Below are 23,144 nucleotides of genomic sequence, written 5' to 3' on the forward strand. Positions count from 1 at the left end.
GGGGGAGTGACGATGGAACCGAGGCTTCGGCTGGGCATGGTGGGCGGCGGGCAGGGGGCCTTCATCGGTGCTGTGCATCGGATTGCCGCGCGGATGGATGACCACTTTACCCTGCTGGCGGGGTGCTTTTCGTCGGACCCCGAGCGCGGCCGCGCTTCGGCCGCGGATCTGCGCATCGACCCGGCCCGCAGCTATGCCAGCTTTGAGGCCATGGCCCGGGCCGAGGCGCGGCGCAAGGACGGGATCGAGGCGGTGGCGATCGTCACCCCCAACCATCTGCATGCGCCGGTGGCCCGGGCCTTTCTCAAGCGCGGTGTGCATGTGATCTGCGACAAGCCGCTGACCGCGACGCTGGCCGAGGCCAAGGCGCTGCGGGCGCAGGCCGAAAAGGCCGGGGTGATCTTTGCGCTGACCCATAATTACACCGGCTATCCCATGGTGCGGCAGGCGGCTGCCATGATCGCGGCGGGCGAACTGGGCGAGATCAGGCTGGTGCAGGTGGAATATGCGCAGGACTGGCTGGCCGAACCGCTGGAGGCGACGGGCCAGAAACAGGCCGATTGGCGCACCGATCCCGCCCGCAGCGGGCTGGGCGGCGCCACGGGCGATATCGGCACCCATGCCTATCATCTGGCGCGTTTCGTGACCGGCCTGCCGCTGGAAAGTCTGGCCGCCGATCTGCACAGCTTCGTGCCCGGGCGGCGGTTGGATGACAATGCCCATGTGATGCTGCGTTTTGACGGGGGGGCGCGCGGGATGCTGTGGTGCAGCCAGGTGGCCACCGGCATGGAAAACCGGCTGGTGCTGCGAGTCTTCGGCACGAAATCCGCGTTGGAATGGAGCCAGGAAGACCCCAATTACCTCTGGGTCGGGCCATTGGATCAGCCGCGCTATCGTCTGACGCGGGGCGGGGCGGGCAGTGGGGCCGAGGCCGCGCGGCTGAGCCGCGTGCCGGCGGGCCATCCGGAGGGCTATCTTGAGGGCTTCGCCAATCTTTACGCCGAGGCCGCGCGCGCCATGGTCGCCCGCCGCGCCGGCGTGGCGCCCGATGCGGCGGTGCGCTTTCCCGGCCTGTCGGACGGGGTGGAGGGCGTGGCCTTTGTCGATGCCTGCGTGCGGTCGTCGCGCCGCAACGCGGCCTGGGTGCGGCTTGGCCTCTGAGGCACAGGTCAGACGGCGTTGACCGCGTAATCCTGCGTGCCGGACCAGACCAGATCCCAGCTTGCGCCCGGGCGCACGTTCTGGATCGCTGTCGGGGCAAAGGCCACCAGGCAGCGCCCGCGGGCCGCGCGCACCGACGGGTAGATCAGCCCGCGATGCCCCTCACGCGCCAGGGTCTGCGCCAGGGCCTGCCCCTGCGGATAGCCGGTCGCCGGATCGGGATGCAGCGCCGGGTGATCGGGGTTGTCGGTCAGGTCCGGGAAATCGCCGATGAAATCCGCCAGCAATTCGACATAGCGCGCGCGGTCGTGAAACAGGCCGATGAAGGCCAGTTCGCGCGTGCGGTGATACGCCACCTCGGCGACCGAGGTCAGGCTCTCCCAGCTGCAATACCACGCCCCCCGCGTTTCATCGTTGAAGCGGTTGCCGCCGGCGCGGGTATAGGTGAAGGCCGCGTTGACATGACTTTCGCCGTAAAGCCGCAGGTCGTTGCGCCGCCGCGCCCAGGCCAGTTCGCGGTGATCCAGATGCAGGTTGCGGCCGCGTTCGGCCTGAAGGCGCGCGCTGGTCAGGCCCTCGATCTCGGCCAGGATGGCCAGTTCGTCCTCGCTGTCCACCAGCCCGCGCAGGGCGGGCGGCTTGTGATAGGTGGCGGGGATCAGCCGCACCAGGGCGCGGTCACGGATGGCGGTGATCTTCACGCGCCGCCCCGCAGCGCATCGAGATAGGCGCGCACCCGCAGGAATTGCGGCAGGCCGTCCTCGATCATCGTGTCGATCGGCCGGGCGCCGTTGAACAGCGGGCCCTGATTGGGCAGCGCGATCCAGCGGGGCGCGATCTCGTCGCTGAAATAGAGCGCCAGCGCCTTGTAGATGCCGACCAGTGCCGACAGGCGCAGCAACTGGTCATGGGTCAGGTCGCCGGCAAAGCCGGGCTTGCGCGCGCGTTTCCAGGTGCTTTCCGACATGTCGGCCAAGGCGGCGGCCTCGGCCAGTGGCAGGTGCCAGGCCTCGGCGATGCGGGCAAAGGCCTTGAGCGCGACCGCAGCGCGGCTGTCAGCGGGGGATTGGGGCAGGGCAAGGGTCATGGATCATGCCTCCTGCCCTGCAATATGGATCATATGGCCAGAAATACAAGGCCATATGGCATCAGATAAAGCTGAAATCAGCGGCAGTGATCAGGGTATGGGCCAAATTCTCGATGATGATGACATTGGTGCCAAAGCTGACGCGCACATGGGCGCCCATATCCGCCACCGTGACGCCGGCGAAAGAGGTCGCGCCGCTGTCGATCACGATCCGGTCGAGACCATCTTCCCAACCGCGGATTGTGTCGGTGCCGTCGCCTGCGTTGAACAGGAACCGGTCCGTGCCGGCGCCGCCCAGCATCAGGTCATTCTGGGTGCCGCCATTCAGCGTGTCATTGTCGGCGCCGCCAAACAGGCTGTCATTGCCGGCCCGACCGTTCAGGATGTCATTGCCGCCGCGCGCATCGAGATAATTGCTGGCGCCATTGCCGCTGATGGTATCGGCCAGTTCGCCCGAGATCACCTGTTCCATGTTGCGGATGATGTCGGTGCCCTGGCCGGTGACCTGCGCCCCGGTGACTGACAGATCGACCCTGATCGCCGCCGTGCCATACATGTTCAGCACGTCGAAATCGGCGCCGCCGTCGATCAGGTCATTGCCGTTGCCGCCCAGCATCATGTCATTGCCGGCACCGCCATAAAGGCTGTCATTGCCGTCAAGGCCGTTCAGCGTGTCATTGCCGCCGCGCGCATCGAACAGGTTGGCGGCGGTATTGCCGGTCAGCCGGTCGTTCATGTCGCCGGAGATCACCCGCTCCACATTGCGGATGATGTCGGTGCCCTGGCCGGTGACCTGCGCGCCGGTCACGCCGAGGTTCACCGAGATCGCCAGCGGCACGAACATGATCAGCGTATCGGTATCGGCGCCGCCGTCGATCAGGTCATCGCCATCGCCGCCGACCAGGATGTCATCGCCGACCCCGCCATACAGGCTGTCATTGCCCTGCCTGCCGTCCAGCGTGTCATTGCCGGCGCGGGCGTCCAGCAGGTTGCCGGCCGCATTCCCCCACAGCTTGTCGTTGAAGTTGCCCGTGATGGCATTTTCCACGTTCAGGATGGTGTCGGTGCCCTGCCCGGTATTCTGCGCCGTCGCCAGGCCAAGATTGACCGAAACCGAGGCGTTCTCCCACAGGATCAGCAGGTCGGTATCGGCGCCGCCGTCGATGAGGTCATCGCCATAGCCGCCGATCAGCGTGTCGTTCCCCCCGCCGCCCAGAAGGCTGTCATTGCCGTCCTGGCCGTTCAGGTTGTTGGCGCCGGCCGATCCGGTGATGCTGTCGTTGAACTTGGTGCCCAGCACGTTCTCGATGTTGAACAGCTCGTGCAGGAACATCGGCACAGAGATGCCGCCGCCGAGATCCTGCCAGGCACCGGCCGAGTTGCCGGCAAGGTTGATATGCACCACCCCGCCGACGATGCTGGCGGCATTGGCCAGTTCGGACAGCACGTTGCGGTAATCGGCGGTATCGGTGTCGGCGCCGCCATCCAGCCGGTCAAAGCCGCGCCCGGCGACCAGCGTGTCATTGCCGTCGCCGCCATAGAGCGAATCGTCGCCGTCATAGCCGGTCACGCCATCGGTGCCGCCTTGCAGATAGTCGGCGCCGCCCCAGCCCACCAGCGTGTCAGAGCCCGCATTGCCATGCAGGCTGTCCATGCCGCTGCCGCCATTCAGCCGGTCATCGCCGCTGTTGCCATGGACAAGATTGTTGCCCTCGCCGGCCCAGATCACCTCATTCACAGTCGCGCCATAGATCGTGTCATTGCCGCCGGTGCCGTCGGTGGTCAGCTGGTCCATCTCGCCCGAGTAATTGTTCCAGTTCTGGAAGGTCACGGTCGCAAGATTGGTGACGACGCCCGCAATCGCGGTGATGCGCAGCGCGTCGCGGTCGTTCGATCCGCCGATGACCGTTTGCACCGTCGAGACGCCGCCCACCTGATTGGCGTTCAGCACGATCTCGCCCCAGGTGATGCGCACGGCCTCGATGTTGAAAAAGCTGACATTGCCGTAATCATGGCGCGGTTGCAGGCCCAGGCCGCTGGCAAAGGTGCCGGTCAGCGCCCAGGTGTCGAAATCGGCGCCGCCATCCAGGTAATCGGGGCCTTCATAGCCGACGAAGGTATCATTGCCCGCGCCACCATAGAGATCGTCGCCCGCCGCGCCCCCGATCAGCGAATCGTTGCCCGCCCCGCCATAGAGCCCGTCCGAGCCGCCATAGCCATACATCGTGTCATTGCCGTTATAGCCGAACAGCACCTCGGTTCCGGCATTGCCCTGAATGAGGTCATTGCCGGACAGCAGCGCATCGACAAAGGGCGTCTCGCCGGGGAGAAAGCTGTTGGCAAAGCTGTTGATCGCTTCGTTGTTGAAGGTCGTCTTGTTGGAATTCACCGCGAAGGAAATCCCGTCGAGCGAGTTGTAGATCTTGCCGGTCACGTCGATCACGTCGATCCGGTTGATGATGCTGCCGGCCATGACATAGGGCTTCAGCACACCGAAGGAATTATACAGGTTCTGGATGTTGAAATGGCCGTAGAGCCGGAAAAACAGCTGCGGAAAGCCGGAAACGCCGGACATCTGGATCGTCAGATAATCCATGTTGTAGGCCGCGCCATTCCAGGCGCCCTGCACCAGTTCCACGATACTGGCATAGGTCCAGTTGCCCATGGCCGATTGATCGAAATAGGTGGTCCCGTCAGGGCTGCGATTGACAACGGTGAAACTGGACATTTTTGCCTCCGGGCTAATGCCGAAGGCTTAATCCGCGGCGCGGCGGCGCGCATACTCCACAAATGGTATGGATCGCAAAGAGTTGCGGCGCCTATCCGTCCAGCGTGGCCCCGGCGCCGATCTGGTGCGAGATGCGCGCGCAGGTTTCCAGCAGCAGCGCCCGCGTTTCCTCCAGCGGCACGACCGAAGTGCCGGTCAGGCGGCGGATGAAGGGCACGGTGACGGCCGCCACCACGCGGCCGCGAAAATCGAAGATCGGCGCCGAAAGGTTCTGCACCCCTTCGATGGTGAAAGAGGGCGCCTCGCAGAAACCGGCGGCGCGCACGGCGGGCAGGTCGCGTCGAAAGGCGGTCTCGCGCTCGGGATCGGGCGGGGTGATCTCGGCCAGCAGGGCATCCAGCCGGTCCTGTGCCATCCAGGCCGCCAGCACCCGCCCCGAGGCGGTTTCATACAGCGGGATATGCGCGCCCAGCCGCACGCTGGTCAGGTTGTTGTCGGGGCAATCGACCTGGGCGATGACCAGCACCCGGCCGCCGTGCAGGATGCCCATATGCAGCGTCTGGTTCACCCGGTCGGCCAGACGCTGCATCGCCTCGCCCGCAAGCGCGGTCAGGCGGCGTGTCGGCGGGTGGCGATGCGCGATCTCGAACAGGCGCGGGGTCAGTTCATAGCGGTCGCCATCGGCGCTGACCTCCACATAGCCGCGTTTGCGCAGCACCATGAGCATGCGAAAGATCTCTGACGTGGTGCGCCCCAGTTCCTTGGCGATCTCGATCTGGCTCAGGCCCTGCGGGTCGCTGGCCAGCAGTTCCAGGATATCCAGCCCCTTGGACAGGGCAGGGGCACGATACTTGTCTTCTTCTTCGGATTCCGACATCGGCCCCTCTTTGCGCTTTGACGCAATAGACCGGGAAATTGCCTGTTGCGCAATCGTCCCGCAGCGGGATTTCGTTTGATATATAAAATTACCTTTTACTTGCGAACGCATCGCGCTAGTCTGGCGACAGGGATGGAGGACGGCATGACAGCGATCACGCTGAAAGGCATGACATGGTCGGACCCGCGCGGCTATGACCCGGTGGTGGCGGCGGCGCGGGATTTCGCGGCGCGGCATCCGGGCGTGACGATCGCCTGGGACAAGCGGAGCCTTCAGGGCTTTGAAACCACGCCGGTGGATGAACTGGCCACGACCTATGACCTGATGGTGATCGACCACCCACATGTCGGCGCCATCGTCGCGGAAGACTGTCTTCTGCCCTTTGACGCGCCCGAGGTGGCGCGGCTGGCCTCGGAAACCGTGGGCAAAAGTCATGCGAGTTACTACTACGCCGGCCGGCAATGGGCGCTGGCAATCGACACCGCCGCGCAGGTGCAGGCGATCCGCCCTGACCGGCGGCCCGCCCCGGCGACCCGCTTTGCCGAGGTGCTGGAGGCCGCGCGCGCGGGTCGTGTGCTGTGGCCGCTGCGCCCGCCGCATGTGTTGATGAGCTTTTTCACCCTGGCCGCCAATCTGGGCACGCCCTGCGCGGTGCTGCCCGGGCCGCTCTTGCCCGGGGCCGTCGGGGCACAGGTGCTCGCGGCGATGCAGGCGCTGGCCGATGCGGTCGATCCCGCCTGCCACGGAATGGACCCGATTGCCGCGCTTGATGCGCTGGCCGATAGCGCGCGCCACGATCTGATCCCGCTGACCTATCTTTACGCGACCTATGCGCGTGACGGCTATCGCGCGGCGCCGATCCGGTTTCACGACATCGCGGCGCTTGGGCAGAGCGGGCCGCTCGGCTCGGCCCTGGGGGGGACGGGGATCGCGGTTTCAGCCCGGACCCGGCACCCGGATCTTGCGATGCGCTTTGCGCTCGAACTGGCGGGGGCCGCGATGCAGCGGGGGCTTTACGCCCAGAATAATGGCCAGCCCGGCAATGCGCTGGCCTGGGGCGATGCGGCGGTGAATGCGGCGGTGAACGGCGCCTATCATCAGACCCGCATGACGCATGAGGCCGCCTGGCTGCGCCCGCGCCATGCCGGCTATATGGGCTTTCAGGAGGAGGGCTCGGCTATCCTGGCCGATGCGCTGCGCGGCAAGACCACGCATGCCGCCGCGCTGATCGCCCTCGATCACCGCTTTCAGGAGAGTTTCGGATGATGTTGCCGCTGGAAGGCCTGCGCGTGCTGGATTTCAGCCAGTTCCTTGCCGGGCCCTATGCCGCGCTGAAACTGGCCGATCTGGGCGCCGATGTGGTGAAGGTAGAGCGTGCGGGCCAGGGTGACCTGTCGCGCTATCTCTATCTGACAGATACAAGGATCGGCGGCGAAAGCACCATTTTCCACGCGATCAATCGCAACAAGCGCTCGGTAGCCATCGACCTGAAATCCGATAGCGATCGCGCGGCGGTGGCCGAACTGATCCGCGGGGCGGACGTGGTCTTGCAGAATTTCCGTCCCGGCGTGATGGAACGCCTGGGCTTCGGCTATGAGGCGGTGAAGGCGCTGAACCCGAAGATCGTCTATGGCTCGGTCACCGGCTATGGCAGCGCGGGGCCCTGGGTCGATCTGCCGGGGCAGGATCTGCTGGCGCAAGCGCGGGCGGGGGTGATGTGGCTCAATGGCGGGGCGGAGGACGGGCCGGTTGCCGTGGGCCTGCCGATTGCCGATATCCTGGCGGGTGCGGCTCTGGCGCATGGGGTGCTGGCGCTGCTCTTGCGCCGGGAAAGGGCGGGCATCGGCGGACAGGTCGAAACCTCGCTGATCGAGGTGCTGGCGGATTTGCAATTCGAACTGCTGACCACCTGGTTCAACGATGGGGGGCGGATGCCCAGACGCTCGGCCCAGAACCCGGCACATGCCTATCTCGCGGCGCCCTACGGGGTCTATCGCACGGCAGATGGTCATGTCGCCATCGCCATGGGCAAGCTGGACCTGCTGGCGCAGATCACCGGGCTGGACGCGGCGATCGCCGGCCTCGATGCCTTTGCCGAACGCGACCGCATCAAGGCGGGCCTCGCCGCGCGGCTGGCAACGCGGCCCACGGCGGACTGGATGGCGGCCTTTGTCGCCGCCGATATCTGGGCCGCCCCGGTGATGGACTGGCAGGAACTGACCAGCTCCGGCATGCTTGATCTGCTGGAGATGGTTCAGGAGGTGCGCCGCGGCGATGTGGCGCTGCGCACCACGCGCCTGCCGATGCGGATCGACGGCACCCGCCCCGCCTCGCCCCGCGCGGCGCCGGCGCTTGGCGATGCCAATGACCTTCTGTCGCGCGGCTGGGGCTGAGGTCGCAGGGGGGCTGTCTGCCCCCCACGGCCCTTCGGGCCTCCCCCCGAGGATATTTGTCAACAGATGAAGGGCAAGGCGCGCTTCTGCCCCTTCATCTGTTCATAAATATCCTCAGGGGGTGAATTGAGCCGCAGGCTCAAGAGGGGGCGCGAGCGCCCCCTTGTCTTGCGTCAGGCGTCGCTCTCGCAGACCTGTCTTTGGCTGCCCAGCCCCTCGATCCCGAGTTCCACCACATCGCCGGCCTTGAGATAGCGCGGCGGCTTCATGCCGAGGCCGACACCGGGCGGGGTGCCAGTTGAGATGATGTCGCCCGGATGCAGGGTGAAGAATTGCGACAGGTAGGAGATCAGGAAGGGCACCTGATAGACCATGGTGGCGGTCGAGCCATCCTGCATGGTCTGGCCGTTCACCTTGAGCCACATATGCAGGTCATTGGGGTTCGCCACCTCATCCGGGGTCACCAGCCAGGGGCCGGTGGGGCCGAAATTGTCGGAGGACTTGCCCTTGGACCACTGGCCGGCGCGTTCGATCTGATAGGCGCGTTCGGACACGTCGTTGATCACGCAATAGCCCGCGACGTGATTCAGCGCCTCGGCCTCGGTCACATATTTCGCGGGCTTGCCGATGACGAAGCCCAGCTCCACCTCCCAATCGGTCTTTTCCGAGCCGCGCGGGATCAGGATCGGGTCATCCGGCCCGCAGATGGCGGAGGTGTATTTGGCAAAGATCACCGGTTCGGGTGGCACTTCCATGCCGCTTTCGGCGGCGTGGTCGGAATAGTTCAGCCCGATGCAGATGAACTTGCCGGTGCCGCCGACGCAGGCGCCGAGGCGCGGGTTGCCTTCGACCAACGGCAGGGTTTCCGGGTCGAGGGTGGCGAGGCGGCCGAGGTCGGCCAGCACCGCGCCCGCGATGTCGGGCACATGGGCCGAGAGGTCGCGCAGCCGGCCGGCGGCGTCGAGCATCCCGGGTTTCTCGGCGCCGCGTGCGCCGTAACGGACGAGTTTCATGGGTCTTCCTTTCCGAAAGGCTCAGGTGGTCCAGCCACCGTCGATGACATGTTCGGTGCCGGTGGTGAAGGCGGATTCGTCGGCGGCCAGATAGCAGACCAGGGCCGCGATTTCATCGGCGCGGCCAAGGCGGCCCATGGCCTGACGGGCGATGAACGCCTTCATGGCGCCTTCGTAATCGCCCGTAGCGCGCAGGCGTTCATGAAGGCTGGGGCTATCGACCGTGCCGGGGCAGATGGCGTTGCAGCGGATGCCGCGGGTGACGTAATCGGCGGCCACGGCGCGTGTGAGGCCGACCACAGCCGCCTTGGAGGCCGAATAGACCGCGCGGTTGATCGGCCCTTTCTTCGGCCCTGCCACCGAGGACATGTTGATGATCGACCCCGCGCCCTTTTCCAGCATCCCCGGCAGCACGGCGCGGATCATGCGGAACTGCGCCTTGGCGTTCAGGTCAAAGGCGAAATCCCATTCGGCCTCGGTCGCCTCCAGCACGGTGCCGTTATGGACGACGCCGGCGCAGTTGAACAGAATGTCCACCGGGCCGATCTCGTCCATCAGGGCGGCGATGGCGGCGCCATCCAGCACGTTCAGCGCGCGGGTGGTGAGGCCCGGCATGTCGGCCAGCAGCGCGGGGTTTACATCGGTCGCGATGACCTCGGCGCCCTCGGCCGCCATGCGCAGCGCCGAGGCGCGGCCGATCCCTTGCCCCGCCGCCGTGACCAGCGCGCGTTTACCTTGCAGTCTTTGCATCTTTCCCTCCTCAGGCGGCGCCGGGCAGACAGGCCGGGCCGATCGGCTCGAATGACTTATAGGTCAGGATGAATTCGCGGTGACCCAGATCTTCGGATTTCGTCTTGGCGCCCCCGGCCACGGCCACCACCAGATCGCGGATCTCCTGCCCGACCTCGGCGATGGAGCGCGCGCCCTCGATGATGTCGCCGGCGTTCACGTCCATGTCGTCGGCCAGGGCGCGATAGGTATCGGGGTTGGCGCAGATCTTGATGACCGGCGAGATGGCGGAGCCGACGACCGAGCCGCGCCCGGTGACGAACAGCGTCAGATGCGCGCCCGAGGCGATCATTTCCACGATTTCGGCATTGTCGCTGATGTTCGGAAAGCCGAAGCGCACCTCGCCATCGGGCACGACATCCATCAGGTAAAGCCCGCCCTGCGGCGGCACGTCGCCGGGTTTGATCAGGCCGGAAATCGGGCTGTCACCGGATTTCACATAGGCGCCCAGCGATTTTTCCTCGATGGTGGAAAGGCCCCCGGCGGCGTTGCCGGCGGCAAAGCTGCCAAAGCCCAGCGTCGCGTAATAGCGTTCGGCCTTTTGCACGCTGTCGCGCAGGGCCTGCCCCAGTTCGGGGGTGATGGCGCGGGCTGCCATGATCTCCTCGCAACCGATCAATTCGCCGGTTTCTTCAAAGATGCAGGCGGCGCCCTCGGCGACCAGAAGGTCAAAGGCCCGCCCCGCCGCCGGGTTGCCGGAAATGCCCGAGGTGCCGTCCGACCCGCCGCAGACGGTGCCGATGATGAGTTCATTCACCGCCATGGCGACGCGCGGAACCCCGGCGATCTGCGTCAGCGCCCCGGCCACCCAGTCGCGCCCGGCCTGCACCGTGGCCCGCGTGCCGCCGGATTTCTGGATCACCAGCGTTTTCACCGGACGGCCCGAGGCATCGACGGCGTTTGCCGCGCGCACCTTGTCGAAACTTTCGCAGCCAAGGCTCACGAACAGCACGGCGCCGACATTGGGGTGGGTGCAGAGCCGCTCCATCATGCGGGCGGCGTATTCGTTGGGAAAACAGCCAGGAAAGCCGATTAGCTGCACATCCTGATCGCGGAAGGCCGCGACGATCTCGCTGGCGACGAAATGCGCGCATTCCACCAGATAGGCCACCACCACCGTATTGCGGATGCCCTTGCGCCCGTCGGCGCGCAACCAGCCCTTCATCGTGAAACCCCCGCGCTGATCCCGTCGGCATCCTGCAAGGCGTGGGTCGCCGTATAGGCCGAGCGGATATTGTGGATATGCACATGCGCGCCGGGTGCAATGTCTTCGGTCGCGATGCCGATGGGCATGCCGTATTTCAGGATCGTCTCCCCCGCCGCGATGGCATGGCGGGCGATCTTGTGCGCCATGGGAATGGGGCGGGCCAGGCGCACCGGGCCGCTGTCCAGCGTGATCTCCAGCCCTTCGGGTGCGTTCATGCGGGCGACCAGCACGTTATCGGCGTCATGCAGCAGCAGGAAGGGGCCGGTCATGGGCGACACTCCACCATATAGATATGATCGGCGACCAGCGCGGTTTCGCCGGTCTGCTTGGTGACGGTCAACCGTTCGGTGACGCGGCCGAAACCGGGGCGTTTTTCCATCAGCTCTTTCCCGATGATTTCGACCGTGCTGCGGATCGTGTCACCGATGAAGACGGGTTTGACGAAACGCATGCGGTCATAGCCGTAGGAAAAGGCGACCGGGTTGATGACGGTCGCCGTCAGGCCGACGCCGATGGTAAAGACCATGGTGCCATGGGCGATGCGCTGGCCAAAGGGCAGGGTCTTGCAGAATTCGGCATCCAGGTGATGCGGAAAGAAATCGCCCGAATGGCCGGCATGGACCACGAAATCGGTTTCCGTGATGGTGCGGCCGACGGTCTGCCGCGACTGGCCGATGTCGTAATCTTCGTAATAGCTGACCTGTTCAAGCATCGGGGCTTTCCTTGATCCTATGCGCCGGGGCGGCGGCGCTGTCATAGGCGGCTTCGACCAGCGCCATGGTGTGCCAGGCATCTTCGGCGCTGCCTTCCAGCGCGGGGTCAAGGCCACAGGCGAAACGCTGCACCTGCGTCATGCGGCCGACGAAGGCCGCGATGAACCAGTTGCCGGTCAAGGGCACCTGTTGCCAGTCGCCGCCGGTATTCAGCCAAAGCTCGTCCGGCTCGCCCTTGGGGTAATCGAGGTTCACGCCCAGCTTCAGATAAGCCGCGCCTTTGGTGCCGCAGATGCGGAACTCGCAGGCCTGAAACTTGCGGCCGAAGGCGTGGTTGTGGTTGATCGACAGGCTGCACCGCTTGCCCGGCCCGTAATCGAGGATCATCGCGCTGCGGGTGTTCGACACGGTGGAGGACGGATGCCCCGTCGTGCGGGCGAATACGCCCTGCGGGTTGCCCATCAGATCGCGGATGAAATCGAGGTAATGGATGGAATGCAGCAGGATTTCCACGCGCGGCAGGGTCGCGAGGAATTCCCACAGGTGCCAGGGCGTATCGAGCGCCAGCCAGGCGTCGAAATCCACCACCTCGCCCAAGAGCCCGCGCGCGATGGCATCCTTCAGCGCCAGCGCCATGGGCGCGAAGCGGAGCTGGAAATTCACCGCCGCGCGCAACCGGCGGGCGCGGACGATGCGCAGGATCTCGGTCGCTGCCGCCAGATCCGAGCCCATGGGTTTCTGGATCAGCACCACCGCCCCTTCGGGCAGTTCGCGCAGAATGCCGGGGATCGCGGCGGGTGGAACGGCCAGATCAAAGATCGCGTTAGGCACGGCGACCGCCTCGGCCAGCGTCACCGCGCGGCCAAGCGCGGCGGCCTTGGCGCTATCGGGGTCGTGGATCCCCGCCACCGGAAAGCCCGCCTGCGCATAGGCCGGCAGATGCGCGTCGCGCACGATGGACCCCGCGCCGAAGATGACGATGGGCTTCGGCTGCGCGGGCGGCGCAAGGGTCTGGCGCAGGTCAGTCATGGTGAAACACCTCGATCATTTCGGCCCACCATTCGCCCTCGGCCCGGGTCTCCAGCGGGCGTTGCAGCGGCATGCAGACCGCCCACCAGCGTTGGGTTTCCGGGTCTTCGGCCATTTTTGCCATATCGGCGGCGAAATCGGCCCCGTGATATTCGAAATAGGAAAACAGCAGGTTTTCCGGTTCCTTGAGGAAGATCGAGTAATTGCGGATACCGCATTCGGTGATCTTGCGCAGGACGCCCGGCCAGACCTCGGCGTGAAGGCGGCGGTATTCGGCCTTGCCCTCCGCGCTCAGCCCCAGAACAGATCCGTGTCGCTGCATGTCAGACCTCCGTCACGGTAAAGCGACTGCCCGGGGCGGTGCGGGCGGTCAGCACGGGCCAATCCCAGTCGATGCCAAGCCCCGGCGCGGTCGGGGCCAGCGCCATGCCGCCCTCGCGCGCCATCGGCGCCGATACGTCATCCAGTTGCGGGATATATTCCAGCCAGGGCGCGTTCGGCACGGCACAAACCAGGCTGACATGCAGTTCCATCAGGAAATGCGGGCAGATCGCCATGTTATGCGCCTCGGCCATATGCGCGACCTTGAGCCAGGGCGTGATGCCGCCCACCCGCGCCACATCGGCCTGCACGATGCCGCAGGCATCGGCGGCGATGTAATCGGCGAACTGGCCGGGGGAATAAAGACTTTCGCCCACGGCCACCGGCACGCGGCATTGTGCTTGCAGCCGGGCATGGCCGGCAATGTCGTCCGAGGGCAAGGGCTCCTCGAACCAGCCGATATTCAGCGCCTCCAGCATCGGCACGCGGCGCAGCGCCTCGGCGGCGGTCAGGGATTGGTTGGCGTCGGTCATCACCTCATAACCCGGGCCAAGGGCGGCGCGCACCGCCTCCAGCCTTGCGGCATCTTCGGCCAGATGCGGCTTGCCGATCTTGACCTTCGATCCGCGAAAACCCTGCGCCTGCGCGGCGAGGGCGTCGTCCACCAGCGCCTCGGGCGCCAGATGCAGCCAGCCGCCTTCGGTCGTATACATCGGCACCCGGTCCTTGGCGCCGCCGGCCAGCAGATGCAGCGGCAGCCCGGTCTTGCGTCCGCGCATGTCCCACAGCGCGCAGTCGATCGCGGCCAGCGCCAGCGCCATGATCGGCCCCACGGCGGTGGCGTGGGAATGGAACAGAAGCGCGCGCCAGTTCGCCTCGATCCGCTCCGCCTCGCGGCCCATCAGCGCGGGCAACAGCGTGTGCTGCAACAGCGACAAAACGGCCGGCCCGCCGTCACCGATGGTATAGCTGTAGCCGGTGCCCTCGGCCCCTTCGGCATCGCGCAGGGTGACAAAGATCGTCTCCTGGCTCTTGAAGCTCTGGATCGCGTCATGCCGCACCACCTTGGGCGGCAGATCGACCATGAAGGCCTCGGCCTGAACCACGCGCGCCATGATCACACCCGCAGCGCGACGCCGCTATCGGCGTCGAACAGGTGACATTTGTCGAGGCTGATCTGAAAGCGCAGCCGCTCACCCAACGGCACGGGGCGGGGGTTGAGCATCTTGGCCTGAACCTCGGTGCCCGCCAGCATGGCGAACAGCAGCGTTTCGGTGCCCAGTGGTTCGGACAATTGCACCTCCATCTCCACCTCGGCCATATGGGCCGTGGGCGGCAGGGCGTGGCCGACCGGCATGATATTGTCGGCCCGCACGCCAAAGGTGACGGCGCGCCCCTCGGCGGCGCCATGGCCGGGCGGGATGGGCAGGCGCGTGCCGTCGGCCAGTTCGACCGCGCCGCCGGCGATGCGGCCTGCCAGAAGGTTCATCGGGGGCGATCCGATGAAGGTGGCGACAAAGGTATTCACCGGGGTCTCGAACACCTCCAGCGGGGTGCCGATCTGTTCGATCCGGCCGTCGCGCATGATGACGATGCGGTCGGCCAGCGTCATCGCCTCCACCTGGTCATGTGTCACATAGACGATGGTGGTGCCAAGCCGCTGATGCAGTTTCTTGATCTCCACCCGCATCTGGGTGCGCAGCTTGGCATCCAGGTTCGACAGCGGCTCGTCGAACAGGAACACGTCGGGATGGCGCACGATGGCGCGGCCCATGGCAACGCGCTGGCGCTGTCCGCCCGACAATTGCCCGGGCTTGCGCTCCAGCAAGGGCGTCAGCGACAGAATCTCTGCCGCTTCGGTGACCGCCTTTGCAATCTCGGCCTCGGCGCGCTTGGCGATCTTGAGCGAAAAGCCCAGGTTCTCGCGCACCGTCATATGCGGGTAAAGCGCGTAGTTCTGGAACACCATGGAGATATTGCGGTCGCGCGGCGGCAGGTCGTTCACCACCCGGTCGCCAATGCGCAGCGCGCCGCCCGAGATATCCTCCAGCCCCGCGATCATGCGCAGCGTGGTGGATTTGCCGCAGCCCGAGGGGCCGACCAGCACGACGAATTCGCCATCGGCGATATCCAGGTCGATCGCATGAACGACCCGCAGCGCGCCATAGGCCTTCACGATGCCCTGAAGTTGGACCTGAGCCATGTCTTATCCTTTCACGCCGCCGAAGGTCAGACCGGCGATGAGGTGTTTCTGCACGAGGAAGGTCAGCACCAGCGCGGGGATGATCATCAACACCGCCAGCGCGCACATGCCGCCCCAGTTGAGGGTGAATTGCGAGGTGAAATCCAGCAGGCCCACCGGCATCGTCTTGGAATTGACCGAGCGGGTCAGCTGGCTGGCCAGCGCATATTCGTTCCACGAGGTGAGGAAGGCAAAGATGCCGGCGCTGGCGATGCCCGCGCGGGCCACCGGAAATTCCACCCTCCAGAAGGCTTGCCAGCGGGTGCAGCCGTCGATCTCGGCCGCCTCGGCCAGTTCGCGCGGCACCTGCCGGAAGAAACCGTCGATCAGCCAGACAGTAAAGGGCACGTTCAGCGCGACATAGGTCAGGATCAGCCCGAAATGGGTGTCGATGATCCCCGCCCGCGCCATGATGATGAACAGGGGCAGCGACAGTGCCACGCCCGGCACGGCGCGGGTGGCCATGAGACCAACGAACAGCGCCGCCTTGCCCTTGAAGCGGTAGCGCGCAAAGGCATAGCCCCCCGCCATGCCGACCAGCAGCGCCACCAGCGTCGAGGTGACCGAGATGATCAGCGAATTGCGGAAATAGGTCAGCACCGGCACGCCGCCTTCGCCCACCCCGCCGAACATGGCGCGGTAATGGTCGAGGTTCAGACTGTTGGGGATCCAGACCGGCGGCTTGGCCATGATTTCGACCGTGGGGCGGAACGAGTTCAGCACGATCCACAGGCCCGGCAGGCAGATCAGGCTCATCGCCAGGAACAGGCCGATGAAATGGGCGGCGGAAAGGGCGCGTTTGCGGGCGCGGTGGCTTGCATTCGAGGCCATGTCACACCCCCATGCCAAGTTCGCTGCGGGCGGCCGTCAGCTTGCGGAAGAAATAGATGGTGAAGAAGATCGACAGCAGGATCGCGATATAGCCCATGGCATTGGCATATCCCATCCGGGCATCGACATAGGCGGTGCGGCCGATCAGCGTCCACAGCAATTCGGTGCGCCGGGCCGGGCCGCCATTCGTCATGATCTGCACGATGTCATAGGCCCGCGCCACATCGAGCGAGCGGATCGCCATGGCGATATAGATGAAGGGCATGAGGAAGGGCAGCGTGACGAAGCGAAAGCTTTGCCAGGGCGTGCAGCCATCGACCTTGGCCGCCTCGACCGGGTCTTGCGGAATGGCGTAAAGCCCGGCCAGGATCAGGATCGCAAAGACCGAAGTGCTGGTCCAGATCTCGGCGAAGATGATCGAGAACAGCGCCAGATGGCCATCCACCAGCCAGGGGATCGCGACATCTGTCAGGCCCAGCGATTGCAGCGCATTGTTCACCAGACCCACATTGTCATTGAAGATGAACTTGAACTGGAACCCCACCAGCACCGGCGAGAACATCATGGGAAACATCATCGCGGTGCGCAGCAGGCGCTGCCCGGTGGTGACCTTTGACACCATGACGGCCAGGCCCAGACCCAGCAGCATTTCCAGGTTCAGCGCGATGGTCAGCAGCAGCACGGTGCGCCCGAAGGCCCACCAGAAATTCGCGTCCCCCGCGGCCTTGCGATAGTTGAAGGTCCCGATCCATTTCCACAGCGTCTCGGGGCGGGTGAGCTGATAGGCGGTGAAGCTGGAATAGAAAGACAGGACCAGCGGCACCAGCACCACGGCGGCCAGAATGATGATGGCGGGCAGCAAAAGCACCAGCCAGGGGGGCAGTCTCAGTCGGGTCATGGCGAGGTCCGCTGTGGGCAGGAAAGGGGCGGGCGCTCCGGCAGGGGGCGCCCGCTGCGACGGCATGCGCTCAGTAGACGCCGTTTTCGCGCATCAGGCCATCCACCGCGTCAGAGGCGGCTTGCAGCGCCTCGTCCACCGTTTTGTCGCCCAGGATGGCGGCTTGCAGTTCGGGGTAGATCAGGTTCGTCGCCTCGATCCAGTAGGGGGTGGCAGGCACGGCAAAGGCGGTCTTGCCGGTTTCCTGAAAGGCCGCCAGCACCTCGGTCTTGTAGGGATCGGATTTCGCGGCATCGACCACATGTTCCCAGACCTTCGTGCGGCTGGGCAGCGGCCCGGCGCTGCTTTCGAGGATCTGGCTTTCTTCGTTGGTCAGGAACAGCACCAGCGCGGCTGCGGCCTCCTTGTTGGCGCAGTTTTCCGTCACCGAAAAGCCGTGGAAGCCCGACCAGCCGGTTCGCACGCCCGCCGACCCTTTCGGCGCCGGTGCCACGCCGACATTGCCCGCGACCTTGGACGCGGCCGGATCGTTGAAGAACCCGGCCCAGCCCGGCCAGTCAAGGTTCAGCCCGATGGTGCCAGAGGCAAAGCCGTTGCCCAGATCATCCCACAGGTAATTGGTGGTGCCCGGCGGCACGGCGCCCGCCTTGTAGAGATCGACGAACCATTGCAGCGACTGCTTGCCCGCATCGGAATTGAAGGCAGGCGAGAAATCGTCGTTGAACAGTTTTCCGCCATTGGCCACGACCAGTTCGTAGAAACGGCCGACGATCGCCTCATCCTTGCCGGCATATTGCGTGCCGTAGAAATTCGGCGGGCTGGCAAAGAATTCGGCCTGATCGCGCAGCTGATCCCAGGTTTCGGGCACGGCCAGATCGTAACCGAACTTCGCCTTGAACGCCTCGGCCTTGGCCGGATCGGTGTAAAGCGACTTCTGGTAATAAAGCGCCGAGACATCGAATTGCGCGCGCGGCAGCATCACCAGCTTGCCGTCCAGCGTGGCGGCGGCAATGTTGGCGGGCACATATTCCGCCACCTGATCGGCCGGGATCAGCGGCGTCAGATCGGTATAGAGCGACGGGTATTGCGACGCGAAGGACGAATGGTTGGACCCCACGCACCAATTGGTCGTGCTGGCCGCCAGATCCGACTTGAATTCCTTGTCCAGCTCGAAATGGTTTTTCTGGCTGATGATCTTGACCGTGGCGCCGGTCATCTTTTCCCATTCCGGGATGCGGGCATAGAGCGCCTCATATTGCTGACCGCCGATCAGCTTGGCCTCCAGCGTGACGCCGGCGAATTCGCCTTCGGCGAATGCCGTGCCGGACAGGCCGAGCATGAGTGCGGCGACGGAGACGCCTGCAAGACGTTTCATGGTTTTCCTCCCCTGAATGGCGGGTCAGGGTTCCTCTGCCCTGTCGCGCCGGTGTGTCTGCGATATTTCATATTCGGAAGACAGTTTCATACATAAACTTGACTTTCATGCCGAGTCAAGCTGCACTGCGCCAGGGATCGGAGGAGTTTTGCCATGATCATCGACACCCATCTGCATCTGGTGGACCGCGCGCGGCTGACCTATCCGTGGCTGGCCGATGTGCCGGCACTGGATCGCGACTGGCGCTTTGACGATTATGCGCGCATGGCCGTGCGGGTCGGCATCACCGGCGTCCTGCATATGGAGGTGGATGTCGCCGCGCCGCAGATCGAGGCCGAAACGGCGATGGTCGCGGGGCTGATGGCCGATCCGCTGATGCGCGGGGCGATATCCTCGGCCCGGCCCGAGGCGCAGGATTTCGCCCCTTGGCTGGAGCGGCAGGATCGCCGCGTGGTCAAGGGCCTCCGTCGCGTGCTGCATGTGGTGCCCGACGACGTGTCGCAGCAGCCGCTGTTTCGTCAGAACATCGCGCGGCTGGGGGCGGCGGGGCTGCCCTTTGACATCTGCATGCTGCAACGCCAGTTGCCGTTGGCGGCGGCGCTGGCCGATGCCTGCCCCGAGACGGTCTTTGTGCTGGATCATTGCGGCGTGCCTGACATGACGGGCGATTTCGCGCCCTGGGCAGAGGCGATCACCGAACTGGCGCGGCGGCCCAATGTGAATGCCAAGATCTCCGGGATCACTGCCTATGCCGGGCCGGACTGGACGGTGGCGCGGCTGCGCCCCTATGTGGAGCAGGTGATCGCGGCCTTTGGCTGGGATCGCGTGGTCTGGGGCTCAGACAGCCCGGTCTGCACGCTGAATGCCTCTCTGGAGCAATGGGTGGCGGCGAGCCATGCCTTGCTGGCGGGCTGTTCCGCCGACGAAACCGCCGCCCTGTTCCATCGCAATGCCCGCCGGATCTGGGCGATCTAGCCGCCCGCCCGTGAAAGCCCCGCCCGCAGCGCGGCGGCGAGCAAGAGGCCGAGCCAGCGCTGATCCGGCCCGTCGGCCCGGGAATTGAGCAGGACCGGCACCCGCGCGCCCAGCACCAGACTGGCGGTGCGGGCCTGGCCGTGCAGCTTCCACGCCTTGACGGTGGCATTGCCGGCCTCCAGCGATGGAAACAGGATCAGGTCGGCGCGCCCCGCGACCGGGCTTTGCGCCAGGCCCTTGATCCGCGCCGCCTCGGGCGACAGCGCCACGTCATAGCCAAAGGGACCGGCAACCACTGCGCCCTCCAGCCCCGGATCGGTGGCCAGCGCGGCGGCGTCGGTGGTGGCGGGTTGGGCGGCGCTGATCTTTTCTGACGCCGCGATGGCCGCCACCCGCAACGGCGTGATGCCCAAGCCGCGAAACAGCGGCAGCGCATTCAGGATCATGTCGCGCTTTTGCGCCAACGTGGGCAGGGGGGTGATGCCATTGTCGGTCGCCCCGATCAGCCGGGGGATCGAGGGCATCTCGGCCATCGTCACATTTGACAGCGTGGCGCCCATGCGCAGCCCGGTCTCGCGCGCGACCACCGCGCGCAGATAGGCGGCGCTGTCCACCTGACCCTTGACCAGCACATCGGCCCGGCCCGCCGCCACTTCGGCCACTGCCAACCGGGCGGCAATGCCGGCATCGGCGCATTCGGCGATGTGCAGGCGGGCATGCAGCGCGGGCGTGACCGCCGCGCGCATGCGGACAGGATCGCCGGTCAGAAAGGCCTCTGATACCAGCCCACGGGACATGGCCACCTGAAGCGCGGCCAGCGTCGCCGGATCGTCGCCCCCGGCAATCGCCAGCCGCAGCGGCGGCAGGGTGGCGACCGCCTGTTCCAGTTCGGCAAAGCTGCGGATCACCATGGCATCGGCTCCACCTCGGGGGCGACGGGCCAGACGCGCGCGGTCTCGGCCCCGGCCAGAACCCGCGCGGCACCGGCGGCGAGGGCCGCGCTTTCATGGCTGCCGGGATAGATCGTGACCGGCGCGAGTGGGGCGCAGCGCGCGCTCAGCACGGCGGTCATCCGGGCCGATTGCGCCATGCCGCCGGTCAGGATGATGCCATCAGGGCGGAAATCTAGCACCGCCGCCATGGCGCCGATGGCCTTGGCGATCTGATAGACCATCGCCTCCCATACCAGCGCGGCCTTGGCATCGCCGGCGTCGATCATCGCCTCTACCCGGCGCATGTCCTTGGTGCCGAGATAGGCGAAGACCCCGCCCTGGCCATAAAGCCGCCGCTTCAGCGCCTCATGGTCGAAGCGCCCGGAATAGCACAGGTCAATCAACGAAAGCGGCGGCAGGCCGCCCGCGCGCTCTGGCGAAAAGGGCGAGGATTCCATGCGGTTGGTGCTGTCCACGATCCGTCCGCCCCGCAGCGCCGCGACAGAGATGCCGGCCCCCAGATGCGCAACCACCGCGTTCAGGCTGTCAAAGGGTTTGTCCAGTTGCGCTGCCAGTTGCCGCCCGCAGGCCCGCACATTCAGCGCATGCACGAAGGAAAAGCGCGGCAGGTCGGGGCAGCCCGAGACCCGCGCCACCGGCGGCAATTCATCGACCGAGACCGGATCGACGACATAGGCCGGGCAGCCCGCGCCCTCGGCCAGTCGCAGCGCCAGCGGCGCCCCCAGGTTGGAGGCGTGGTGATGCACGGGGCGGTGCAGCGCCAGATCGACCAGATCGGGATTGACCGCGATCACCCCGGCCGGCACCGGCGTCAGCATGCCGCCACGCCCGGCCACCGCCACCAGTCGCAAGGGGCCGGGCTGACGCGCCAGCCAGGCCGCAATCGCCTCTGCCCGAAAGGGCAGTTGCGCGGCGATGTTGGGGAAACCGGCCATGACCGTTTCGTCATGTTCCAGCGTTTCCTCGCGGACCGGCGTCACCGTCGCGCCCTGTGGTGCGAACAGGCCCAGCCGCGTCGTCGTGGTGCCGGGATTGATGGTCAGGATCAGCGGCGCGGCCATGGTCACCCCGCGAAACTGTAGGCGGTTTTCACCGTGGTATAGAACTCCACCGCGTGCCGGCCCTGTTCCCGCGCGCCGTGCGAACTGCCCTTGGTGCCGCCGAAGGGCACATGGTAATCCACCCCCGCCGTCGGCAGGTTGACCATGACCATGCCCGCCTTCGCGCCACGCCGGAACGCCGTCGCATGTTTCAGCGATGCGGTGCAGATCCCCGCCGACAGGCCAAATTCGCTGTCATTCGCCACCGCCAGTGCCGCGTCGAAATCATCGACCTTGATCACCGTCGCGCAGGGACCAAAGATCTCTTCCCGTGCCACCCGCATCGCATTGGTCGCGCCCAGAAACAGCGCAGGCGCCTGAAAGAAGCCCTCGGTCGGGCCGTTCAGCCGCGCGCCGCCGATCACCTCGCAGCCTTCGGTGGCGGCGAGGGCGACATAATCCAGATTGCCGGCCAGTTGCGCCGCCGAGACGACCGGCCCGATCTGGCTGGCGGGGTCTAGCGCGGGGCCGACACGCAGCGCCTGCATCTGCCGCGCCAGTTCGGCGACAAAGGCATCGTGGATACCCGCCTGCACGATCAGCCGCGACGAGGCCGTGCAGCGCTGCCCGGTAGAGAAGAAGGCCCCGTTCAGGCAGGCGGCGACGGCGGTCGGCAGATCGGCATCATCCAGCACGACCATCGGGTTCTTGCCGCCCATTTCCAGTTGCAGCTTGACCATCCGTTCGGCCCCGGCGCGGGCGATGGCGCGGCCGGTCGCGACCGATCCGGTAAAGCTGAGGGCCGTGATCTGCGGTGCCTCGACCATGGCGCGGCCCACGACCGAACCGGGGCCCATCACGAGGTTGAATACGCCGGGCGGGCAGCCGGCCTCATGCAGGATGGTGGCCAGCAGATGCGCGCAGCCGGGCACGAGTTCGGCGGGCTTCAGCACCACCGCATTCCCGAAGGCCAGCGCCGGCGCGATCTTCCAGGCGGGGATGGCAATCGGGAAATTCCACGGCGTGATCAGCCCGACCACGCCCACGGGTTCGCGCGTCACCGTCGCCTCGACGCCGGGCCGGACCGAGGGCAGCGCCTCGCCGGGCAGACGCAGCGCCTCGCCGGCGAAAAAGCGGAAGATCTGCGCGGCGCGGCGGGTTTCGGCGATGGCCTCGGGCAGGATCTTGCCTTCTTCCCGCGCCAGCATGGTGCCGATCTCGGTCGCGCGGGCGTCGATGGCGGTGGCGACCCGATCCAGCAGATCGGCGCGCGCCTGCGGCCCCGCTGCCCACCAGCCGGGTTGCGCGCGGGCCGCGGCCTCGGCGGCCAGCGCCACGTCGGCGGCCGAGCCGGCGGCGTAATGCCCGATCAGATCCGACAGATCCGAGGGGTTGCGGTTTTCGGTCAAGTGGTCGCCCGGCAGCCAGCGGCCGTCGATCAGGTTCAGATGGGGTGTCGTCATGGCATTTTCCCGGAAAAAAGCCGGCCGCGACCTGCCGGGGGCAGGCCGG

At 66.1% G+C, this 23,144-nt stretch carries 23 protein-coding genes; 4 read left to right on the forward strand and 19 right to left on the reverse strand.

Features of this window, described 5'->3' with window-relative positions; all coding sequences use genetic code 11:
• The first annotated feature begins 12 nt into the window (after positions 1 to 12).
• Entirely contained in the window at positions 13 to 1,161 is a 1,149-nt protein-coding gene (locus tag FOA17_RS12680) for a Gfo/Idh/MocA family protein (RefSeq protein ID WP_149141856.1), read from the forward strand.
• 8 nt (positions 1,162 to 1,169) lie between these two features.
• Here FOA17_RS12680 and FOA17_RS12685 read toward each other — a convergent pair whose 3' ends face one another.
• The 4 genes from FOA17_RS12685 to FOA17_RS12700 form a co-directional block, all read right to left on the reverse strand.
• Positions 1,170 to 1,862, reverse strand: coding sequence for an RES family NAD+ phosphorylase (locus FOA17_RS12685; RefSeq protein ID WP_149141857.1), 693 nt, complete (start codon positions 1,860 to 1,862; stop codon positions 1,170 to 1,172).
• On the reverse strand, positions 1,859 to 2,248 hold the full coding sequence (locus FOA17_RS12690) for an MbcA/ParS/Xre antitoxin family protein (protein ID WP_149141858.1): 390 nt from the start codon (positions 2,246 to 2,248) through the stop codon (positions 1,859 to 1,861). The genes FOA17_RS12685 and FOA17_RS12690 overlap by 4 nt, the downstream gene beginning before the upstream one ends.
• 61 nt (positions 2,249 to 2,309) lie before the next feature.
• A complete protein-coding gene (locus FOA17_RS12695; protein ID WP_149141859.1) occupies positions 2,310 to 4,976 on the reverse strand; it encodes a calcium-binding protein in 2,667 nt (888 codons plus the stop codon).
• 91 nt (positions 4,977 to 5,067) lie between these two features.
• Complete coding sequence (locus FOA17_RS12700) at positions 5,068 to 5,853, reverse strand: IclR family transcriptional regulator (protein WP_149141860.1); 786 nt, start codon at positions 5,851 to 5,853, stop codon at positions 5,068 to 5,070.
• 144 nt (positions 5,854 to 5,997) lie between these two features.
• Between FOA17_RS12700 and FOA17_RS12705 the strand changes: the two genes are divergently transcribed.
• Together FOA17_RS12705 and FOA17_RS12710 are read left to right on the forward strand one after the other, a co-directional pair.
• Positions 5,998 to 7,119, forward strand: coding sequence for a type 2 periplasmic-binding domain-containing protein (locus FOA17_RS12705; protein ID WP_149141861.1), 1,122 nt, complete (start codon positions 5,998 to 6,000; stop codon positions 7,117 to 7,119).
• Positions 7,116 to 8,246 carry a CaiB/BaiF CoA transferase family protein gene (locus tag FOA17_RS12710; protein WP_149141862.1) on the forward strand — a complete coding sequence of 377 codons (1,131 nt, stop codon included), beginning with the start codon at positions 7,116 to 7,118 and terminating at the stop codon, positions 8,244 to 8,246. Before FOA17_RS12705 ends, FOA17_RS12710 begins: the two co-directional genes overlap by 4 nt.
• A gap of 173 nt (positions 8,247 to 8,419) precedes the next feature.
• On the opposite strand, the gene FOA17_RS12715 is transcribed toward FOA17_RS12710, so the two are convergent.
• The 12 genes from FOA17_RS12715 to FOA17_RS12770 form a co-directional block, all read right to left on the reverse strand.
• A complete protein-coding gene (locus tag FOA17_RS12715) occupies positions 8,420 to 9,259 on the reverse strand; it encodes a fumarylacetoacetate hydrolase family protein (RefSeq protein ID WP_149141863.1) in 840 nt (279 codons plus the stop codon).
• 21 nt (positions 9,260 to 9,280) lie between these two features.
• Entirely contained in the window at positions 9,281 to 10,009 is a 729-nt protein-coding gene (locus FOA17_RS12720) for an SDR family oxidoreductase (RefSeq protein ID WP_149141864.1), read from the reverse strand.
• A 10-nt stretch (positions 10,010 to 10,019) separates the two neighbouring features.
• A complete protein-coding gene (locus FOA17_RS12725) occupies positions 10,020 to 11,213 on the reverse strand; it encodes a UxaA family hydrolase (protein ID WP_149141865.1) in 1,194 nt (397 codons plus the stop codon).
• Positions 11,210 to 11,524, reverse strand: a complete 315-nt coding sequence (locus FOA17_RS12730) for a UxaA family hydrolase (RefSeq protein WP_149141866.1) — start codon at positions 11,522 to 11,524, stop codon at positions 11,210 to 11,212. Before FOA17_RS12730 ends, FOA17_RS12725 begins: the two co-directional genes overlap by 4 nt.
• On the reverse strand, positions 11,521 to 11,967 hold the full coding sequence (locus FOA17_RS12735; RefSeq protein ID WP_149141867.1) for a MaoC family dehydratase: 447 nt from the start codon (positions 11,965 to 11,967) through the stop codon (positions 11,521 to 11,523). The genes FOA17_RS12730 and FOA17_RS12735 overlap by 4 nt, the downstream gene beginning before the upstream one ends.
• A complete protein-coding gene (locus FOA17_RS12740; protein ID WP_149141868.1) occupies positions 11,960 to 12,997 on the reverse strand; it encodes a Gfo/Idh/MocA family protein in 1,038 nt (345 codons plus the stop codon). Before FOA17_RS12740 ends, FOA17_RS12735 begins: the two co-directional genes overlap by 8 nt.
• Entirely contained in the window at positions 12,990 to 13,319 is a 330-nt protein-coding gene (locus FOA17_RS12745) for an L-rhamnose mutarotase (RefSeq protein ID WP_149141869.1), read from the reverse strand. Before FOA17_RS12745 ends, FOA17_RS12740 begins: the two co-directional genes overlap by 8 nt.
• A 1-nt stretch (position 13,320) precedes the next feature.
• The gene (locus tag FOA17_RS12750; protein WP_149141870.1) at positions 13,321 to 14,433 is read right to left on the reverse strand and encodes a mandelate racemase/muconate lactonizing enzyme family protein; all 1,113 of its coding nucleotides are present in this window, start codon (positions 14,431 to 14,433) and stop codon (positions 13,321 to 13,323) included.
• 2 nt (positions 14,434 to 14,435) lie between these two features.
• Complete coding sequence (locus FOA17_RS12755) at positions 14,436 to 15,521, reverse strand: ABC transporter ATP-binding protein (protein WP_149141871.1); 1,086 nt, start codon at positions 15,519 to 15,521, stop codon at positions 14,436 to 14,438.
• 3 nt (positions 15,522 to 15,524) lie between these two features.
• Positions 15,525 to 16,391 carry a carbohydrate ABC transporter permease gene (locus FOA17_RS12760; RefSeq protein ID WP_149141872.1) on the reverse strand — a complete coding sequence of 289 codons (867 nt, stop codon included), beginning with the start codon at positions 16,389 to 16,391 and terminating at the stop codon, positions 15,525 to 15,527.
• Between the two features lies 1 nt (position 16,392).
• Positions 16,393 to 17,289 (reverse strand): carbohydrate ABC transporter permease, encoded by an 897-nt coding sequence (locus FOA17_RS12765; RefSeq protein ID WP_149141873.1) that lies wholly within the window; start codon positions 17,287 to 17,289, stop codon positions 16,393 to 16,395.
• 70 nt (positions 17,290 to 17,359) lie between these two features.
• Positions 17,360 to 18,664, reverse strand: coding sequence for an ABC transporter substrate-binding protein (locus tag FOA17_RS12770; RefSeq protein ID WP_149141874.1), 1,305 nt, complete (start codon positions 18,662 to 18,664; stop codon positions 17,360 to 17,362).
• A gap of 153 nt (positions 18,665 to 18,817) precedes the next feature.
• Here FOA17_RS12770 and FOA17_RS12775 point away from each other — a divergent pair, with 153 nt between their 5' ends.
• On the forward strand, positions 18,818 to 19,639 hold the full coding sequence (locus FOA17_RS12775) for an amidohydrolase family protein (protein ID WP_149141875.1): 822 nt from the start codon (positions 18,818 to 18,820) through the stop codon (positions 19,637 to 19,639).
• Here the strand turns inward: FOA17_RS12775 and FOA17_RS12780 are convergent.
• From FOA17_RS12780 to FOA17_RS12790, 3 genes are read right to left on the reverse strand one after another with little or no spacing between them, the layout of a single operon-like run.
• Positions 19,636 to 20,550 (reverse strand): phosphate acyltransferase, encoded by a 915-nt coding sequence (locus tag FOA17_RS12780; protein WP_149141876.1) that lies wholly within the window; start codon positions 20,548 to 20,550, stop codon positions 19,636 to 19,638. The two genes, FOA17_RS12775 and FOA17_RS12780, sit on opposite strands and share 4 nt — an antisense overlap.
• Positions 20,544 to 21,653 carry a butyrate kinase gene (gene buk, locus FOA17_RS12785; RefSeq protein ID WP_149141877.1) on the reverse strand — a complete coding sequence of 370 codons (1,110 nt, stop codon included), beginning with the start codon at positions 21,651 to 21,653 and terminating at the stop codon, positions 20,544 to 20,546. The genes FOA17_RS12780 and buk overlap by 7 nt, the downstream gene beginning before the upstream one ends.
• A gap of 2 nt (positions 21,654 to 21,655) precedes the next feature.
• Entirely contained in the window at positions 21,656 to 23,095 is a 1,440-nt protein-coding gene (locus tag FOA17_RS12790) for an aldehyde dehydrogenase family protein (protein ID WP_149141878.1), read from the reverse strand.
• Between the last annotated feature and the right edge of the window lie 49 nt (positions 23,096 to 23,144).

The organism is Gemmobacter caeruleus, assembly GCF_008271655.1.
GTDB lineage: Bacteria > Pseudomonadota > Alphaproteobacteria > Rhodobacterales > Rhodobacteraceae > Gemmobacter > Gemmobacter caeruleus.

Excerpts from the sequence above, each read along its gene's own strand:
- FOA17_RS12680 (WP_149141856.1), top strand. The coding sequence starts at position 13 with ATGGAACCGAGGCTTCGGCTGGGCATGGTGGGCGGCGGGCAGGGGGCC.
- FOA17_RS12690 (WP_149141858.1), bottom strand. The coding sequence starts at position 2,248 with ATGACCCTTGCCCTGCCCCAATCCCCCGCTGACAGCCGCGCTGCGGTC.
- FOA17_RS12695 (WP_149141859.1), bottom strand. The coding sequence starts at position 4,976 with ATGTCCAGTTTCACCGTTGTCAATCGCAGCCCTGACGGGACCACCTAT.
- FOA17_RS12700 (WP_149141860.1), bottom strand. The coding sequence starts at position 5,853 with ATGTCGGAATCCGAAGAAGAAGACAAGTATCGTGCCCCTGCCCTGTCC.
- FOA17_RS12705 (WP_149141861.1), top strand. The coding sequence starts at position 5,998 with ATGACAGCGATCACGCTGAAAGGCATGACATGGTCGGACCCGCGCGGC.
- FOA17_RS12710 (WP_149141862.1), top strand. The coding sequence starts at position 7,116 with ATGATGTTGCCGCTGGAAGGCCTGCGCGTGCTGGATTTCAGCCAGTTC.
- FOA17_RS12715 (WP_149141863.1), bottom strand. The coding sequence starts at position 9,259 with ATGAAACTCGTCCGTTACGGCGCACGCGGCGCCGAGAAACCCGGGATG.
- FOA17_RS12720 (WP_149141864.1), bottom strand. The coding sequence starts at position 10,009 with ATGCAAAGACTGCAAGGTAAACGCGCGCTGGTCACGGCGGCGGGGCAA.
- FOA17_RS12725 (WP_149141865.1), bottom strand. The coding sequence starts at position 11,213 with ATGAAGGGCTGGTTGCGCGCCGACGGGCGCAAGGGCATCCGCAATACG.
- FOA17_RS12730 (WP_149141866.1), bottom strand. The coding sequence starts at position 11,524 with ATGACCGGCCCCTTCCTGCTGCTGCATGACGCCGATAACGTGCTGGTC.
- FOA17_RS12735 (WP_149141867.1), bottom strand. The coding sequence starts at position 11,967 with ATGCTTGAACAGGTCAGCTATTACGAAGATTACGACATCGGCCAGTCG.
- FOA17_RS12740 (WP_149141868.1), bottom strand. The coding sequence starts at position 12,997 with ATGACTGACCTGCGCCAGACCCTTGCGCCGCCCGCGCAGCCGAAGCCC.
- FOA17_RS12745 (WP_149141869.1), bottom strand. The coding sequence starts at position 13,319 with ATGCAGCGACACGGATCTGTTCTGGGGCTGAGCGCGGAGGGCAAGGCC.
- FOA17_RS12750 (WP_149141870.1), bottom strand. The coding sequence starts at position 14,433 with ATGGCGCGCGTGGTTCAGGCCGAGGCCTTCATGGTCGATCTGCCGCCC.
- FOA17_RS12755 (WP_149141871.1), bottom strand. The coding sequence starts at position 15,521 with ATGGCTCAGGTCCAACTTCAGGGCATCGTGAAGGCCTATGGCGCGCTG.
- FOA17_RS12760 (WP_149141872.1), bottom strand. The coding sequence starts at position 16,391 with ATGGCCTCGAATGCAAGCCACCGCGCCCGCAAACGCGCCCTTTCCGCC.
- FOA17_RS12765 (WP_149141873.1), bottom strand. The coding sequence starts at position 17,289 with ATGACCCGACTGAGACTGCCCCCCTGGCTGGTGCTTTTGCTGCCCGCC.
- FOA17_RS12770 (WP_149141874.1), bottom strand. The coding sequence starts at position 18,664 with ATGAAACGTCTTGCAGGCGTCTCCGTCGCCGCACTCATGCTCGGCCTG.
- FOA17_RS12775 (WP_149141875.1), top strand. The coding sequence starts at position 18,818 with ATGATCATCGACACCCATCTGCATCTGGTGGACCGCGCGCGGCTGACC.
- FOA17_RS12780 (WP_149141876.1), bottom strand. The coding sequence starts at position 20,550 with ATGGTGATCCGCAGCTTTGCCGAACTGGAACAGGCGGTCGCCACCCTG.
- buk (WP_149141877.1), bottom strand. The coding sequence starts at position 21,653 with ATGGCCGCGCCGCTGATCCTGACCATCAATCCCGGCACCACGACGACG.
- FOA17_RS12790 (WP_149141878.1), bottom strand. The coding sequence starts at position 23,095 with ATGACGACACCCCATCTGAACCTGATCGACGGCCGCTGGCTGCCGGGC.